This is a genomic window from Alkalihalobacillus trypoxylicola (genome assembly GCF_001590785.1).
Classification (GTDB): domain Bacteria; phylum Bacillota; class Bacilli; order Bacillales; family Bacillaceae_D; genus Alkalihalobacillus; species Alkalihalobacillus trypoxylicola.
In genome coordinates, this window is record NZ_LTAO01000036.1 from 75,161 (window position 1) to 92,150 (window position 16,990).

Consider the following 16,990-nt stretch of genomic DNA (forward strand, 5'->3'; position numbering starts at 1 on the left):
AGAAGCATTTAGTTAATTACCGCAACAAAAAAACTCAAGCTAATAAACAGGCTTGAGTTACTTTGTTATTTAATGGTTTACTTTTCTTTTTAAATAATAAGGCCTTATGACTTGATCGATTATGAAAAATACAATGAGCGAAAGCCCGACCAAGGGCATTACAATACCAAAGCTAATCATTATACACCAGACCACTATATTTGCCTTTGTACTATTAGGTTTAATGGGTAGCCCAAACCCTCCTTCTGGCTTTCTTTTTTTCCACATGATGAATGAGCTAATAACGATTAACATAAGGCCAAGGCATGTTATTAAACCTAAAACCTGGTTGGGCCAACCAAATAACCTCCCTTCATGCAAGGCAATACCACCTTCAACTAATTTCGCCGCTACAGGAAAATCCTGAAAACGAACATCACTTAGAACAGCCCCACTATACTGGTCCAGATGTAAAGTCGCTAAATCTTTTGGCTTGTCAAAATGGGAAGCGGTATAAACCCCTAATTCTCCATTAGGTAAAGTAATCGTATAAGGTTTTTTTAAATCTTGTTGATTCAATAAGTAGTTAATATCATCAATAGATAATGAGACATAGCTAGAAGGATTGGAAGCGGGAACTTCTAACTGCTCATTTGTCCATGGCACATTTTCCACTATATCCTTCGTAACCGTTATAGATTGAGGTTTTTCGCCAAAGCTATAGGCATACTCTGGTGCTGTAGCCAAGCTTTGTATTTTGGGACCAACTACTCCAGACCAAGGCAAGCCGGTCGCAATAAGAATCAAAATAAAAATAGATAGCCAAAAGGCAGGAACAGCATGCAAGTCTCTCCAAAATAATCTTCCTCTCTTTCTTAATCTCGGTAATACAGTCCCCCATACTGATTTTTTATTTCTTGGCCACCATATGTACAAACCTGTCATAATTAAAATAATCGTCCAAGAAGCAGCTAATTCTACTATTCGGTTACCAATGGTCCCTGCAATCCACAGCTCACTATGAAGCTTTTTAAAAATATGCGTTAATTTTTGGTCGCTTTGAACACTACCTTGAATTTCACCATTATAAGGATTGATATAGACTGATTTAGCTATACCTTGGTCATTAATGCTAATTTCTGTTGTCTGCTTTTCATCTCCAGTGATCGTAATAGATTGAACAACAGCCTCAGGAAAATTCTCTTTTACCCTTTTTAACTGATGATTATAGGATAAGACATGCTCTCCCTCTTCTTGAACGAAAATCATATCACTGTATAGTAATGCTTCGATTTGTGGTTTGAATAAATAGACTGACCCACTAAAAGCTAAAATAAAAATAAATGGAGCAAAAATAATTCCCGCATAAAAGTGCCACCTCCATATAGATTGAAATAACATAACATTAAATCCTTTTTTAATTTTTTTATCCGATTGATTCATATACACCCTCCATTCTCATTTACTTTAGTTGAAAGATGTTAAGCGGATGTGAAATGCTTCAAATTTTCTAATAGGGACTATTAAAAACTTTTTTCTCTAAAGTGTTTTACTTACTCATTGCAAAATGATTTATTTCTCCTTATAATGGAATTATTATAAATGTGGAGGTGAGTAAAGGTGAAAGTTTTATCTGTTTTGCGCGGGTTTTTATGGTCGTTTCTATTATTCTGCCGTGCAAAATTTGCGGTTTTAGTTGCTAACGGGACAGATCTGCCCAATTTTAGCAATTAAATACGAATAACAAACAGAGAAAATCACCTTTTATCACTTGAACGGATTATGTAGGGAGCTTTTTGTCTCTCTCTTTTAATGATGGTTCTAAAGCGATGGAGATTAACATTCTCTATCGCTTTTTTTATATCTTCAGGATTTCTGTACAATTAATTTTTTATCATGAAGGTGATGCTCCTCTTTTGTTGTGAACACAATAAATGGAGGAAACAAAAATGATCGTTCAAACAAATAAAATAACAAAAAATATCGCAGGTCAACTTATTTTCGAAGACCTAACGATGCAAATTAAAGAAAGAGAGATTATTGGTTTAGTGGGACGAAATGGTTCAGGTAAGTCGACGTTCATGAAATTACTAGCTAAACAGGATGATGTCGATTCCGGAGAAATTCATTGGCGCAAACAATTAAACATTGGATATGTCTCACAAATGAAACAGCATAGGTTCAAAGGAACAGTCAGAGAGTTCTTAACAAGTACCTATCATCATTTAATAAATTTACAAAAAGAATTACATCAGCTAGAAGAAATAATGAAAAATCAGGAAGGAAAACAGCTCGAGCTTTCTCTTGAAAGATATGGAAAACTATTAGAACAATTTAGCTCATCGGGTGGATATGAAATAGAGTCTGAAATAGAAAAAGTAATAACCGGATTAAACCTAAAAAAATTAGAAAATCAAGCGATGGTGACTCTTAGTGGCGGAGAAAGTACAAAAGTAGAATTAGCAAAGGCTCTTTTAGCAAAACCAGATTTATTATTATTAGATGAGCCTACCAATCACTTAGATTTAAAAGCGATTGAATGGTTAACCCAATTTATTCAATCGTTTTCTGGAAGCGCCTTGATTATTTCACATGATCGTTATTTTTTAGATGAAATCGTTACGTCGATTATCGATTTAGAAGATGGAAGTATGCACCAATATCATACTAATTACTCTACCTTTGTCGTAGATAAAGAAGCTAAACTACTACAGGAATTTCATCATTATCAAGAGCAGCAAAAGAAAATCAAAAAAATGAAAGAAGCGATTAAGAGACTTAGAATATGGGCGAATCAAGCAAATCCGCCAAACGAAGGTCTTCATAAAAGAGCTAGAAATATGGAAAGAGCGCTAGAACGAATTGAAAAAATCTCAAAGCCGAAATTAGAGGCAAATACGATGAAATTCGATTTAAAAACGTCAAAAAGAAGCGGGAAAGATGTCGTTTCATTAGAACAGGTAGGAAAAAGCTTTCAGAACCGTTGGCTCTTCAGAGAGATGAATTTCCATGCTCGCTTTCAGGATAAAATAGCTATTATTGGCGACAATGGCACGGGAAAATCAACCTTGCTCAAAATGATGTTAGGTAAGGTAGTGCCTTCAGAAGGAAAAGTAACAATTGGAAGTCAAGTGAAAATTGGTTACCTTTCTCAGCATAGCTATTCAAACAGAAAAAACGAGACGATACTGGATGTTTTTAGAGAACAGGTTGCTGTCACAGAGGGAGAAGCAAGAAATATTCTTGCACGATTTTTATTCTTTGGGAAGCAAGTATGGACTTCTGTAGACCAATTAAGTGGCGGAGAAAAAATGAGATTAAAGCTAGCCATTTTTATGAATCAGGAAATCAACCTTCTTATTTTAGATGAGCCTACTAATCATTTAGATATTGATTCAAAGGAAATTGTAGAGGAAGCATTATCTAACTTTGAAGGCACAATTATTGCCGTTAGCCATGACCGATATTTCTTAAATAAAGTATTTACTCAAATATATTGGCTTGAATCTGGCACCCTTCTACACTTTCCTGGAAATTATAATTGGGCGCGTGAGAAAAAATTAGAAAGTTCTCAACTAAACGCTAATCCTACAGAGGAGAGGAAGAGAACCAAAAAACGTCATCTAACTGAAAAGAAATCGCTTAAGAAGCAAGTGATTGAGATTGAGAATTCCATACAAAATATTGAATTCAAGTTAGAACATACAAGTGATTACTTAACGTTACAAACTTTGTTAAAAGAAAAGGAATTATTAGAAGAAAAATGGCTCGATATAATAGAGCAGGATATCGATGAAACGGAGGAAATGCAATGAATTCAACAGTAAGCTTTCAAGATATTTATCATCTAGGTAAAGAAATAAAATGTAACGAAAAATATACACAAAACCATTCTGCAACATTATCAGAGGTTTATGATGCGAACTTTATTTCATTTAAAATGGTACCAAGCTTAGCGGAATTTAATGAGATAGAAAGAGAATATAAGAGTTTCCAAAAAAATAGTCATCAAACTCATTTAAAATTTATATTCCCAGAGAATAGCACCCTGAATGAAGAGTTAAATCATTATTTAGTGAAATCTAATTATGCGATTTCAAAATTAGAGCTATATATGATTCATTCTAATGATTTTCCGTTCAAAAGTACGAACAGGGATATATCGGTTGAATTTGTAGATTCTAATGAAAAGTTGAAGGACTTCTTATATTTACACGATATTATAGACCGCGAAATAGGTGATACCTTTGCCCAAATGAAGAAGCAATGGTATGAAAAACATTATCGTAATAAGGCTATTGATTATATAGTCGCCTATGAACAGGGAAAGCCAGTTGGCTATGTTCAGCTGTTCAAGTCAGCGCAAGGTATTGAGCTTGATTCCTTTCAAGTGCTACCCGAATGGCAAAAGCTAGGGATTGGGCATCAAATTCAGCAGCACATAATGGAAACCTTTCCTAATCATACGATATTTTTAGTCGCAGATAGTGATGATACACCGAAAGAAATGTATAAGAAGCAGGGCTATCAATTCCTACAGTATCGATACGAAGCATTACTTATGGGATTGTAAACATAAAAAACTGGTGACCATGATATGAAAGGTCACCAGTTTTTTATGTTGCATGTGAAGAATGATCGAAAGAATTCTAGTGTTCTTCCCTAGCCTTCCAGCTAAATCGCCTTTATTTCGTTAATAATGTGATCCAAAGCTTTTCCTTGATTTCCATTACGCATCGCTGTCTTTATTTCGTCCTCTTCATTTGACAGCTTATCTAGATAATCAAATAGTGAGTTTTTTGTTAAATCCTTCTCCTCCAGCATAAGTGCATAGCCTTTTTCCTGAAAGGATTTAGCGTTTATAATTTGGTCACCACGACTCTGATCTTTTCCTAAAGGAATAATAATCATAGGAATTTCTAACGCAACAAATTCAAAAATAGCGTTCGAACCACCTCTAGTAATGACGATATCTGCTAGAGCGAGAATGTCGGCTAATTCCTCATGCACATACTCAAACTGTTTATAACCAACTTGATTCTCTAATTCAGGGTCCAGATTATTTTTTCCGCACAAATGAACGATTTGGTAATTTTTTGTTAATTCATCGATGTAACTTCTAACTGTTTCATTTATTTTCCTTGCTCCTAAACTACCACCCATAATGAGCAAAACGGGCAGCTGACTATGAAATCCTAGCCATTTTCTAGCTTTTTCTGCTGAACCCGTTAAAATATCCTTCCGAATCGGTGAACCTATTGATTCTGTTTTATTTCCTGGTAAATAACGCTTCGTTTCTTCGAAGGATGTAAAAATTTTTGTTGCAAATCTTTGTGAGATTTTATTTGCTAATCCTGGTGTAAAGTCACTTTCATGAATAAAAATAGGGATTTTCAAAGTCGATGCGGCAATAATAACCGGTACTGAGACAAATCCTCCCTTTGAAAAAACTAATTGAGGTTTAAGCTTTTTTAATGTTCTTCTAGCATCTAAGCAGCCCTTTAGTACCCGAAAGATATCCTTAACGTTTTCAAAATCAATATATCTTCTTAGCTTCCCACTACTTATAGGATGATAAGGGATGCCTATTTTTTCAATTAATTCTTTTTCAATCCCATTCTTTGAACCAATATAATCAATTTGATAGTTATCTTCATTTTGAATTTCTTTAATAATCGCAAGGTTTGGAGTCACATGCCCTGCTGTGCCTCCTCCTGTAAATACAATTCTTTTCATAAATCCTCCTCATCACCTCATAAAAGGGTGAATCTCCATACTAATGTTTTTGAAGCTCCATATGTATTGTATCTTAAAATATATAATATCAAAAGCTTCAGTTACTAGGAGCTGTAGATAATCTTTTCATACATATTTTATTTAATTGATTATAATTTATGAATGATTACACTGTAAAAACCGGAATTATTAGGGTGACAGAGTTTGGTATATGATCTGTTTTTAAATCACTCATATAGAAAAAATTGAAATAATGTGTAATGGATGCAAACAAAAATAACGAACACTGTACCCTCCTTCTTCTGGAAAGAGATGGATTCTGCTGAACAAATAAATTCTTTATGAAATTCGAGAACTAGCGGAAACAAGACACGGAGACTCCAGTGGGAAGTAATGGCCATGCCGAAATCCACTTTTTATAAAAAGTTAGTTCGGCGCCATCCCACAGGACGCGAAGTGTCTTGGTGGAGCGAACAGGTAGGCACCTAGAATGTTTGGAAACATTCTAACGTCACAGCCTCACTTAGAGGAATAAATATATAAATTAATAATAAAATAAATTGATTAATGTTTTCAAAAACCAATTTATAAGAGGAGGTATTGAAATGAATAAAAGGTTAGGTTTTGTCTTTTTTACCATGTCTTTATTACTTTTCTTTTACGTACCAACAGCAGATGCAGCCTTTTGGGAATTAACGGGTGACACGAATGTTCATGATCCTACTATTATTAAAGAAGGAAACACTTGGTATACCTTTTCAACTGGCCCAGGATTACAAGTTTTACGTTCCGATAATGGATTACATTGGTATCGAGTTCCGCAAATTTTTTTACAACCGCTTTCATGGTGGAACACTTATGTACCAGAGCACTCCGAAAATGACGTATGGGCTCCTGATATCGAATACTTTAATGGGAGATACTGGCTTTATTATTCTATTTCAACCTTTCGGTCCAATCAGTCCTTAATTGGTCTAACCTCTACTCACAGTATTCATTCTGGACAGTGGCGAGATGACGGCCTTGTTATTTCAACAGCCAGTCATCATAATTATAATGCGATTGATCCACAGTTAACAATTGATGCAAATGGTGAGCCTTGGCTAGCTTTTGGCTCTCATTGGACTGGGATTAAGCTCGTCAAATTAAATGCTTCAACGATGAAGCCAACAGGTAACATATATTCTATTGCCAACCGACCTAATCATAATGGAGCCATTGAAGCACCGACAATTTATTATCGAAATGGTTATTATTACTTATTTGCATCCATTGATAGCTGCTGCCAAGGGGTTAATAGTACGTATAAAATTATTTATGGTCGTTCTACTAATATTACAGGACCTTACGTAGATCGAAATGGAAATCCAATGATGAATGGAGGAGGAACGGTTCTAGACGCTGGTAATGACCGTTGGAGAGGACCAGGACATCAAGATGTTTATAACGGGATTATTATTCGTCATGCTTATGATGCCTTAGATAATGGAAACCCTAAGCTATTAATTAATGATTTATATTGGTCAGGTGGTTGGCCAAGTTATTAAATTTTAATGGGTAGCCATTTTACGGTGGATTATTTAAAGCTATCTTTCGATTCATTCAAAATTTTCTGGACTAAGCTTCTATTTTTCATCATTTCTTCTACATCGAATACAATGGGGACTAGAGTTTGACCAGTACCTACGAGCTCATCCCCTCTCTGTTCAATGGCAAATCGATAAATGATTTTGAGCATTCGATAGAATTTCTTTTCAATTAAAGCTAAATAGAACTTAGGTTTATATTGTATAGCATGAGTATAAAAGATTTCCATAAAACCTTTAAAATACCCTTTTCTCTGATAATCTTCATGAAGACATAGCTTATCAATTTCCCAGGTTTCCTTTTGGTATTCCATAATATCGCTGTAATGAGAAAACTTCCCTCGATCTTCACCTTCAACCGTACTATGTTCACTTAAAGGGTTATAGGGAATAAATTCAATCGTTCCAATTACCTTTTTTGGCAAAAAAAAGAAACGATGAGGCAAAAGTAGATTATATCGAACCGCCTGATCCAGATAAAGATCATTATACCAACCGTTTTTTTGACAAGCGTATTCCCATGTAAAGGCAAATTTTCGCTGCTGCTGTCGTGATTGAACATGCTCGAACATTGATGACACCTCCTCTTTTAGGAATTTTTTTAAAAAAAGATAAGTAAGAGGCTGGGACATCTTTAAGAGCCGGACATGGAAAGACAAATGAAATAAAAGAGGTTTAGTTGAACCTCTACAGAAGAAACCCATGCTTTCCGGTGGCATGGCTTCTGCCTCTTTCCTAGACAACCGTCGGTCCAGAGACTTCAGACACGCTTTTTTCACCATAGTCTTCGAATTCCCCTTCTGCTCACTTCCTTTAAAACGAACGAAATTCGCTTCGTTCTAATCAGACTATCTACTTTTGTTCCAGCCTCTTCTTTTTATGCCTATCTGTTTAACTATCTAATGGGTTGCCAGGCTCTATCGGGTTTGGTTCTGTAGGATTTGTCGGATCCGGATTAGGGTTTCCTCCACCTGGAGGATTTTTTTTCATTGTCATACTTACATCCAATACTTCTAATGATAGTGAATGCCATTGCTTTTTCATCATATCACCACCTTTCCTCTTATCATAACTTTATTAAGAACAAAATAACCAATTCGTTCTTTATTAAGAATATAACGTACTTAATTTCGTTAGTCAATTGATTCTTTCGTTTTTTATTTCCTTTTCAGCGTAATTAGATTTAGCTCTGGTGTATTAAGAAAACGGAATTTTAAAAAAGGGATAAAACTACTACTTCCTAGTCCAGTACTAACATATTGTTGAATGCCTTTATACTCCCACAATCCTTTGACACGATTTTGTGGCGGTAAGAGTCCGTTGTTTGGATACCAGGGCTCCGGAACAAATAAAGCCCCTATAAATGGTAATCGTATTTGTCCTCCGTGATAATGACCGGCCATAATAAAATCATAAGCTCTTAAAACTCTACTAGAATCGCTACTCAAATAATCAATATATTCGTCCACAACCGGATAATGATTAAGTGCTATTATTAGACTATTGCTTTCGTCTATTGAATGAAGTTCCTTTGATAATTGCAGATGATGACTTTGAACTAAAGCTGATTGAGCAGACATATTTAATGAAGAAGACTGTTCTAATTCACGATCATTAATCGTTGAAATTTCAAAATCTACAAAATGTAATGTAGTCCCATTCTTCTCAATAGAATAAAGTGATTCTAGAAATGTTACTCCTCTCTCCTCCATCCCTATTATGAAAGGGGATTTTTGCAATGTTTGATCTTCTGATACCACATAGCTTGGAGGATCGGCATTTCCAGGCACAAATAATGCATGCTCCTTTTGAGAGATTCCATCAATCAATTCATAAAAAGGAGTATAATTCGTACTATTTCTTCCATCGAGCATGTCTCCAGTAAAAACAATTACATCATAGGGAGTTTGTTCAATCTTCTTAATGAGCTTAGCTTGCTGTTTTCCAAATTCCTTCTCATGTAAATCTGTCACCTGAACAATTCTAAATCCATCTAACTCTTCTGGTAAATTTTCAATGAATATTTCCTCTTCAACTAGCACGAATCGATGGTTATCATATATCGTATAGCTAACCAACAGCGTGATGAATATCAAAGAAATAACCACAACTTTTTTATTAAAAAATCTCATACTCTCTGCTCCAAACTTCTTCTTTTCACGATTGCCAACAAACCTAAACAACCTCTCTATAATGAGGCCTGAACTTGATTCAATAACAAACTTTGAAAGGTGCTCTTATTTTCTGACGACAGCTTTTCAAAGCCACCCATTTGAACAATTCGACCTTCATCTAATACAATCACTTGATCTGCATGACGAATGGTAGAAAGTCGATGCGCAATCACGATAATGGTCATTTTTCCTTTTAAACGCTCAATAGCTTCCTGTATGTTCGATTCATTCTCGGTATCTAAGGCACTAGTCGCTTCATCTAATAGAAGAATGGAAGGCTTTTTTAAAATTGCTCGTGCTAAAACGAGCCTTTGACGCTCTCCACCAGATAACTTAATTCCTCTATCTCCAATCATCGTATCCAAACCATTTGGGAGTTTACTCACAAAACCTGCAGCGGATGAAAATTCGAGTGCTTCCCAAATATCTGCTTCACTGGCATTTGGTATTACAAGCTGAAGGTTATCTCTTATACTTGCATTAAACAAAAAAGGATCCTGGGGAACGTAGCTAATTGATTTTCTTAGTGCATACACATTTTCTTTTACAAGAGGGGTACCATCTACTTTCACAGTCCCTTTTTGAGGATGATGTAGCCCCATCAAAATATCAATTAATGTACTTTTACCTGCACCCGAGCGACCTACTATGGCGGTCATTTGATTGGCGATAATCTTCAGATTTATATGTTTTAGTGCATAATCGTTCGTTCCGTATTGAAAGAAAACATCTTCACACTCAATGCTATTCATAACCTGAATAGGCTTTTGCTCTCCCTTCCGAGAGAATTCTTGCTCCTGAACACATTCATTTTGTAAATCCTTCACCACTTTAAATGAAGGTAATGTGGTTAAGATCTGCTCAAGAGAGCCTTGAATATTCATGACACTTGGCCAAAGTCTTGAGAAAATAATCAAAATCAACATTAACTGAGGTAATTGCGCCTGAAACATAAAAAGAGATACATAGATAAATAAAGCTGTTAGAACGGCTGAAGCGATTTTATAATGAAGCTGGGAGGTCGATTTAATGACCGTATAATCGATTTGCTCACGTTCAATTTCTTTCGTAATATCCTTAAACCATTCCACTCTCGATGACTCTAGCGTATTACTTTTTACATCCTTAATCCCATTAATTTGTTCAGTAATACCCGCTAAGTATTCTTTCCCTAATGTGTAATTCCGCTTCCCTAGCAAAAAGGATCGCTTTAAGAATTTTCGATTAAAGAAGATTAAAATACCTCCACATAACAAAACAAAAAAAGTAATACTAGGTGAAAGCCAAAATGCTATACCAATTTGAATAAAGGTAAAGATAAAAGAAGCTAAAAATTGTAAAAAAGAATAGGTACCAGCACTAACCTTTGATATTTCTGATGTTAATATATTAATCATATCCGATTTTCGATTTTTCACAAAGAAATTCCATTTTGCATGTAATAAGGCTTCATACGTTTGAACTCTTATATGTCTTAAAAATCCAAATTGAATTTTTGTATTTCGTATAAGTAATTGCCGATTAAAAATAGCTTGTGCAACTACAATAGAAATAAAGACTAGTAATACTAGCGGTAGACCAATAGATGCAGGTATCGAATGAAAAAGCGTTTGAATACCATCCAAAGGTGTTCCTTCTAAATCAAAGACAATAAGACCGGTAAGACTAATCAAAGGAATTAATAAAATAATTCCAAACCCTTCTAATAGCCCAATAGATGCGCTAGCCATTAAATTAAGATATAATACTTTTCCTGCATATCCATGAATTTGCTTTAAAAAATAAAGAACATCTTTCATCTTTTTTCCTCCTACGATAAAACCAGCTTTCTTGATTTACGCCAAATCCATAGAAATGGTCTAAGTGGAAAATATAAAAAATGAAGACTAGTAGGTAACGGTAAAGTTTGAGCGTCTTCAGGGAATGGATGTAGAGTACTTAGATAATATAGTGCTGCTTGCTTAAAGGATCTTAATCTTACTACGTGCATTTTATGATAATTCGCTACTTCAATTGGTAATGGAATAGTATGTAAATGCACCCTATTCACCTGATAATATAGAGCTTCATCCGCCAGTTTTATAGCTTTTTTACTTATAAATGGTTTCATTTCATTCGTTATTTTGGTATGAAATAATTGCGATAATAAAATGAATACCTGTCCACCGATATGTGGATTGCTATAGGTTTTAAAAATATCTAGTAGGATTTTCCAATCCAATTCTTGCTCTAGTAAATAATGAATATCCAAAAGCCACCGCAGCCGAGACCAGCCATGTCTAGCTCCATGAACAGTCAAAAACAAAAATAAATCTTCTCTACCTAAGAGATAAATGGCGGAACCGATGTTTTGACTTTTTCTCCTTCTTTCCCATAGCTGTTCAAACTTTTGCTCTTTTCCTGGTCCGGGGTGTAGCCTCCAATGAAGCTCAACCTTGATTTTTTTTGTAGGATGAAAATAGGTAACATGATGATGCCTCCAGCGCCAATCATTTAATACCGTTTGAATATAATCCTCCTTCTCGTAGCCACTATCTATTAACAATTTTTCGGCTATCTTTAAATCTTTTAACGGAATAAGAAGATCGATATCACTGGATGTTCGCAGTGATAAATCTCCATAGAGCTCCTCAGCCAAAACAGGGCCTTTTAAAAAAAGACTATTAATCTTCTGTTTAACTAGAATTTCATTAATGTGATTCATTTCTGCACTAAGGCGCAGCATTTGAAAGACATTTTGTTTATAGTCTAGAAAAATAGAATGTCTAACATGTTCAGGAATAGACTCTGTACGTTCTTTCATTTTTGAATGAAGCAATGGATAGACGCGATGATGCATAGCATAGGCTAAAAATTCATTCCAATTTAAATTTACATAAGAATGCTTTTGACTATCTATTAGTAAATTGATCATATAGAGAAGTTCCTTAGATAGAGAACTTTTATTAAGAGTGAGATTCATATGAAGCTCCTTTCGATACATTCTTATCCAATACTTTTGCAAACTTTGCAATCACGGTGAATTGCTCTTTTCCTTCTTCACCTGAAATATAAAATGAACCGCTTCTTAACCATGCATGAGCAACAAGCTTTCCTTCTTCATCCTTACCCGTTGCTAGATAAAGAGTACTTTCCACATTCCGTCTCTCAAGCATCTTCATCCCAGCAAGTGCTTTGACTAAGCATTGACTTTCCCATAAAGTAAATCGACTCATACGATGAATGGCCCATGAAACATCTTGAAGTACCTTTTTATTACATTCATCTGAAGCAAAAGTCGTCTCGCTCATAGTTTGACCTAAAGTTGGAGCCACTTTTTTAAAGGGAACGAGCTTGATTAATCTAGCCCATCCTAAAAAGTAGTAAGCTTCAACAAGTAGGATCTTCATCTCTTTATCTAAACTAAAAAAATATTTTATTCTATTGACCATTTTAAATACCCATTTCATCACTATTTTGAAAATAAACCAACCCTTGTTGCTTTAAATCTTCTAAAAAGCTCTGAACCTCCAACGAACATACTTCCTTCTCTACCTCATATTCTTCAACAAGCTTATTAACAATGGATTCTAACGTTTGTGGTGTTTTAATTAGCTCCCATACAGCTCCGCCGATTTTTCCAAGGTTATAATACTTCCCTTTTGATATGTTGAGCATCACTTTGTCTCCGTCCATATCTGTTACAATATTCCCTTCAACTTGAACGACCAATGCTTCTGTTGAAATTGGTTGTTTACTCATTTTACTAGCTCCCCCTGCTCATAATAATCAAAAATAACCTCTGATAATTCAAAGGCAGTAAATGAATCATTAGGTCTTGTTAGTCTCGTCATGGTGATTTGATTCAAGATTTGTGCACTTATATTAAAATGCCAATCTGTCATACCGAGTGGTGCAAGTAAAAAATTACGATAAGTGTGGGAGAACATCGTTTGTAGTTTTTCCAAGCTATGAATAGGCTTTATATTCACTCTTTGGTTACCTGACTTTACTAATTCAATAATTCCAACTAACGGCTTCACATCATCGGAAAAATGAGAAGTAACAGGTATTGCGTATTTTTCTCTTCTTTCAACAAGTGGTGTAAAGTGTTGATAATTGATTTGAAATTGTTGTAAACTTTCCATCCAAAGCTTTTGCTGCGGATAGGCAGGTGTAACAAGCACTTCTCCATTAGAACCCATCGTTACTGGAATCACATCATCACTTAATAGCTGACATCCCTTTTGCACAAAAGCCGAAGCTAGTGTCGACTTTCCAGCACCAGACTCCCCTACTATCGCATACGCTTCATTGTTAAAAACAATGGCACTACCATGCAATGGTAATATATTTCTTTGCAACAATATCGCTTCCATACAAGTTCCTAATAGATAGAGTCGAAGAAGTCCATTCGGTATACTCTTTTGATTTTGATCAGGGGACACAGTAATCTCGATTCCGCTCTTCATTGAAAATATCGCCACATTTGGAATACGAAATAAAATTTGCGATGCCGTAATGGAAAAATATTGCTCTTGTTTTTGCGCTTGTTGTTCCCATTCCCTATACAAATCACCTATTTTTATGGTCACATCCTGCTTACTATCCTCGGACGCATGGATTAGTTCTGGAAGTACTATTTCACTTTTCACAATAAGACCAAATGCTTTATATACATAATATTCCTTCATTTTTATCCTTCTTTCCTTCATTAGCTAACCGACCAGGTAATAATCACTATAGTGAACATAAATTATTTTTTGTTCTTTATTAAGAACTAAATTATCATTTTTTATCTCAGTTGTCAATGCTATTTCGTTTGTATATGAATTAATTTCATCATTCATACCTTATAATGAAAACCGATTGGTTAGGTTTTTGATTTTCACTTTAGGTAGGTGCTTTCCCAAGGGCTTGTCTTCAGCTAACTCTAACTACGCTGAGCTTCATCAGAGTGGATCTTCAGACTGCGCTGATCCTTCGCGAGTCACTACCTACCGTTACAATCAAAAAGTAAATTCACAAGCATTCAAGACATATTTATAATGAATGGTCGTTTTATTCACTTAACCCCACTTCACCATACTTCACCATTCCCATCTTTTAATGAAAACCGAACGATTTGGTTTTTGATTTTCACTTTAGGTAGATGCTTTCCCAAGGGCTTGTCTTCAGCTAACTCTGACTACGAAGAGCTTCGCCAGAGTGGATCTTCAGACTGCGCTGATCCTTTGAGAGTCACTACCTACCGTTTCAATCAAGAAGTTCATTCGCAAACGTTTAAAACATATTTTATAAGAAACGTTTGGTTTTATTCGTTTATAGAGCAATGATGAAATTCACTTCATTTATGTTCTTAATAAAAAACAGCTCCTCTTTAACAAGGAGCTGTTGCCTATAATTATATATATTCTGTTTATCTTTTTTTAAGTATTAGCTTGTAAATCGGTCCCATGTTCCTGAATCATTTCCGTCAACACCCTCTCCAGGTACATAAGCTTCATCTGTATATGGACCAATTACAGTGGATGCCATTGTTTTTTGGACTGCGAGCTGCTCTAATTTTGGCTTTTCCCATACTTTTTTCATCCTCTCACCTCCTCTCATAAAAACTTATCCAAAAATTTCGCTAGAACCATACTACGCATCAAAACTTTGCTTCTAGGATCCATGACAAAAGAGGCATCTATCCCTTTTTCTGCCTTTTGTATAGCTAATTTCAGCTCTTCACGATTTACATACATTAATAGCTTCTCATGAGTCAGCAGCTTTTTACTTTCCGTCAAAAATTGTGGCCAATGAGGAAGCATTCTGTGTACCCAATCTGCACCTTGAACACCACGTGTTTGTTGATTCAAACGAACTTTATCAGGTAGAAGCCCTTTGGTCGCTCGTCTAATTAAAGCACGGTCTAACCCTTTCATCACATATTGATCCTCTGGTAAAGATAAACAAAATTGAATGACTCTCAAATCATTGGTTGCGTCTCTTTTCCAAACGGAATAGGGTAAGGAAAGCTTCGCTGACCATGTGTTACTTGCATTCCAATGAAAGAGATCCTGAAAATGACGAGCTCTTTGTTTAAATACATTTTGGGATGCAAACCATCCTGACTCATCAATTCCATAGCTTTTTAACTTTTGATAAACCTTTGTTTTTCTAGCAAAATCCTCGTTTATTAAAGTAGGATAATCTTTTGTATTTTTTCTAAACGGAATCGGAAACGCTCTTTTAGCAATCATAGGTATTCTTTTAAGCCTTGGTCCACCAGTTCTCTGACTAAAATGCTGGAGCTCTTGTAAAAGCTTGAGCCAACGTATTCTTTTTAACAAAAAAGCATAATAATCAAGTGAGGCTCCCCAAGATATCGATAAATTGCCTCTTCCTCCATTTAGTAAAACTCCCACTCCACTACCACTTGCTTCGGCAAACATTCCTCTCATCCAATAGGAGTTTTCAAAAAATTTATAAGGCATCTCCATGATGTTCAAATTCAGCTCAATCTCTGAAAAAGAATCTTGATTTTCAAAAGGGAGTATATGCGATTCCATACCACCAATATGCTGTACCGTCGAAGTAATGTAAGCAGTTTCATTCGGTATTAAGTGCTTAGGTGTAAAATCCTTAAAATCCTTTGGTGGAATATAGCTAAAGGTTTTTAGTTTTTTTGGGCTGTCCTTTAATTCTTGATAGGCAAACGCTGCAATACTTCCAGAATCCAAGCCTCCACTAAGCTGAATTCCCACCTGTTTATGAGTACGTACTCTAGCTGAAATAGCCTTTCCAAACACATCTTGAAAGGCTTCTACATATTCATCATCTGTTTTTAATTTTAATTTTTTCACAGAATCTAAAGAGCGATATTGCTTAAGAACGACACTTTGTTTTTGAACACTTATGCTATAGGAGGGTGGAAGCTGATAAATATGTTCATAGGGAGTTAAATTCATATCCACTACATCAACCATTCCGATAATCGCTAAATATTCAGCTAGCCATTGTTCATTAAGATGATTTCTCCTGTTTGGTAAAGATAGTAATGGAGCCATTGTCGTACAAAAAAATAACGAGGAAGAATGAGTCGTATAATAGAGAGTGCGAGCTCCCGAAAAATCCCTTGCTCCAAAAAGTCGCTCTTCTCTTTCATCCCAAATCATAAAAGCAAAATCGCCTATTAAATATTTAGGACATTCCTTTCCCCATTTTCTATAAGCATATAAAATTAATTGAGTATCACTTATTTTTTCTCTTTCTCTTCTTTCCACCATTAATAATTGAAAAAGCTCCTCACGATTATCAATAATGGCGTCTGCTACTATCGCCAGTTTCCTGTCATCATCATAATAAGGATTTTCTTCCTGGATAGATTCCGGAGTAATCCATTGAGCATAGCAGCCAAAGAATAACCGCTCATTATAAATTTTCGAGATTTTATCTGCTGGAAATTGAGATAATTGATTCATTAATAATTCAGCAACCTGCTGCTCTAAAGGCTCCTTATTTTGTTGATAAATACCGACAATCGCACTCATT

Annotated in this window: 16 protein-coding genes; 4 read left to right on the forward strand and 12 right to left on the reverse strand. The window is 35.3% G+C overall.

Translation table 11 applies throughout. The annotated features are described in order from the left end of the window. Positions 1 to 69: 69 nt before the first annotated feature. A complete protein-coding gene (locus tag AZF04_RS16875) occupies positions 70 to 1,422 on the reverse strand; it encodes a PepSY-associated TM helix domain-containing protein (RefSeq protein ID WP_061949769.1) in 1,353 nt (450 codons plus the stop codon). 177 nt (positions 1,423 to 1,599) lie between these two features. Between AZF04_RS16875 and AZF04_RS21970 the strand changes: the two genes are divergently transcribed. From AZF04_RS21970 to AZF04_RS16885, 3 genes are all read left to right on the forward strand, one after another. After that, positions 1,600 to 1,713: an RAxF-45 family protein gene (locus AZF04_RS21970; RefSeq protein ID WP_305765097.1), complete on the forward strand. Its 114-nt coding sequence runs from the start codon at positions 1,600 to 1,602 to the stop codon at positions 1,711 to 1,713. Positions 1,714 to 1,928: 215 nt separating this feature from the next. Further along, entirely contained in the window at positions 1,929 to 3,794 is a 1,866-nt protein-coding gene (gene abc-f, locus AZF04_RS16880) for a ribosomal protection-like ABC-F family protein (RefSeq protein ID WP_153017287.1), read from the forward strand. Further along, a complete protein-coding gene (locus AZF04_RS16885; protein ID WP_061949771.1) occupies positions 3,791 to 4,552 on the forward strand; it encodes a GNAT family N-acetyltransferase in 762 nt (253 codons plus the stop codon). The genes abc-f and AZF04_RS16885 overlap by 4 nt, the downstream gene beginning before the upstream one ends. Before the next feature lie 101 nt (positions 4,553 to 4,653). Here AZF04_RS16885 and AZF04_RS16890 read toward each other — a convergent pair whose 3' ends face one another. Continuing rightward, a complete protein-coding gene (locus AZF04_RS16890; RefSeq protein ID WP_061949772.1) occupies positions 4,654 to 5,715 on the reverse strand; it encodes an undecaprenyldiphospho-muramoylpentapeptide beta-N-acetylglucosaminyltransferase in 1,062 nt (353 codons plus the stop codon). A 638-nt stretch (positions 5,716 to 6,353) separates the two neighbouring features. Here AZF04_RS16890 and AZF04_RS16895 point away from each other — a divergent pair. After that, on the forward strand, positions 6,354 to 7,262 hold the full coding sequence (locus AZF04_RS16895; protein WP_235600019.1) for a glycoside hydrolase family 43 protein: 909 nt from the start codon (positions 6,354 to 6,356) through the stop codon (positions 7,260 to 7,262). Positions 7,263 to 7,291: 29 nt separating this feature from the next. Here the strand turns inward: AZF04_RS16895 and AZF04_RS16900 are convergent, their stop codons facing one another. The 10 genes from AZF04_RS16900 to AZF04_RS16935 all read right to left on the reverse strand — a co-directional run bounded on the left by AZF04_RS16900 (position 7,292) and on the right by AZF04_RS16935 (position 16,989). After that, on the reverse strand, positions 7,292 to 7,873 hold the full coding sequence (locus tag AZF04_RS16900; RefSeq protein ID WP_061949774.1) for a hypothetical protein: 582 nt from the start codon (positions 7,871 to 7,873) through the stop codon (positions 7,292 to 7,294). Between the two features lie 319 nt (positions 7,874 to 8,192). Further along, positions 8,193 to 8,345 (reverse strand): paeninodin family lasso peptide, encoded by a 153-nt coding sequence (locus AZF04_RS21030; protein WP_161485276.1) that lies wholly within the window; start codon positions 8,343 to 8,345, stop codon positions 8,193 to 8,195. Positions 8,346 to 8,458: 113 nt separating this feature from the next. Then, a complete protein-coding gene (locus AZF04_RS16905; protein WP_061949775.1) occupies positions 8,459 to 9,433 on the reverse strand; it encodes a metallophosphoesterase in 975 nt (324 codons plus the stop codon). A 56-nt stretch (positions 9,434 to 9,489) separates the two neighbouring features. After that, complete coding sequence (locus AZF04_RS16910; protein ID WP_061949776.1) at positions 9,490 to 11,274, reverse strand: ABC transporter ATP-binding protein; 1,785 nt, start codon at positions 11,272 to 11,274, stop codon at positions 9,490 to 9,492. An 11-nt stretch (positions 11,275 to 11,285) separates the two neighbouring features. Then, positions 11,286 to 12,389: a nucleotidyltransferase domain-containing protein gene (locus AZF04_RS16915; protein ID WP_161485277.1), complete on the reverse strand. Its 1,104-nt coding sequence runs from the start codon at positions 12,387 to 12,389 to the stop codon at positions 11,286 to 11,288. 31 nt (positions 12,390 to 12,420) lie between these two features. Continuing rightward, on the reverse strand, positions 12,421 to 12,906 hold the full coding sequence (locus tag AZF04_RS16920) for a lasso peptide biosynthesis B2 protein (protein ID WP_061949778.1): 486 nt from the start codon (positions 12,904 to 12,906) through the stop codon (positions 12,421 to 12,423). A 1-nt stretch (position 12,907) separates the two neighbouring features. Continuing rightward, a complete protein-coding gene (locus AZF04_RS16925) occupies positions 12,908 to 13,216 on the reverse strand; it encodes a lasso peptide biosynthesis PqqD family chaperone (RefSeq protein WP_061949779.1) in 309 nt (102 codons plus the stop codon). Next, positions 13,213 to 14,148 carry a phosphoenolpyruvate carboxykinase (ATP) gene (locus tag AZF04_RS16930; protein WP_061949780.1) on the reverse strand — a complete coding sequence of 312 codons (936 nt, stop codon included), beginning with the start codon at positions 14,146 to 14,148 and terminating at the stop codon, positions 13,213 to 13,215. Before AZF04_RS16930 ends, AZF04_RS16925 begins: the two co-directional genes overlap by 4 nt. Positions 14,149 to 14,890: 742 nt before the next feature. Continuing rightward, a complete protein-coding gene (locus AZF04_RS21035) occupies positions 14,891 to 15,046 on the reverse strand; it encodes a paeninodin family lasso peptide (protein WP_153017290.1) in 156 nt (51 codons plus the stop codon). A 14-nt stretch (positions 15,047 to 15,060) separates the two neighbouring features. Then, complete coding sequence (locus AZF04_RS16935; RefSeq protein ID WP_061949781.1) at positions 15,061 to 16,989, reverse strand: asparagine synthase-related protein; 1,929 nt, start codon at positions 16,987 to 16,989, stop codon at positions 15,061 to 15,063. Position 16,990 lies beyond the last annotated feature (1 nt).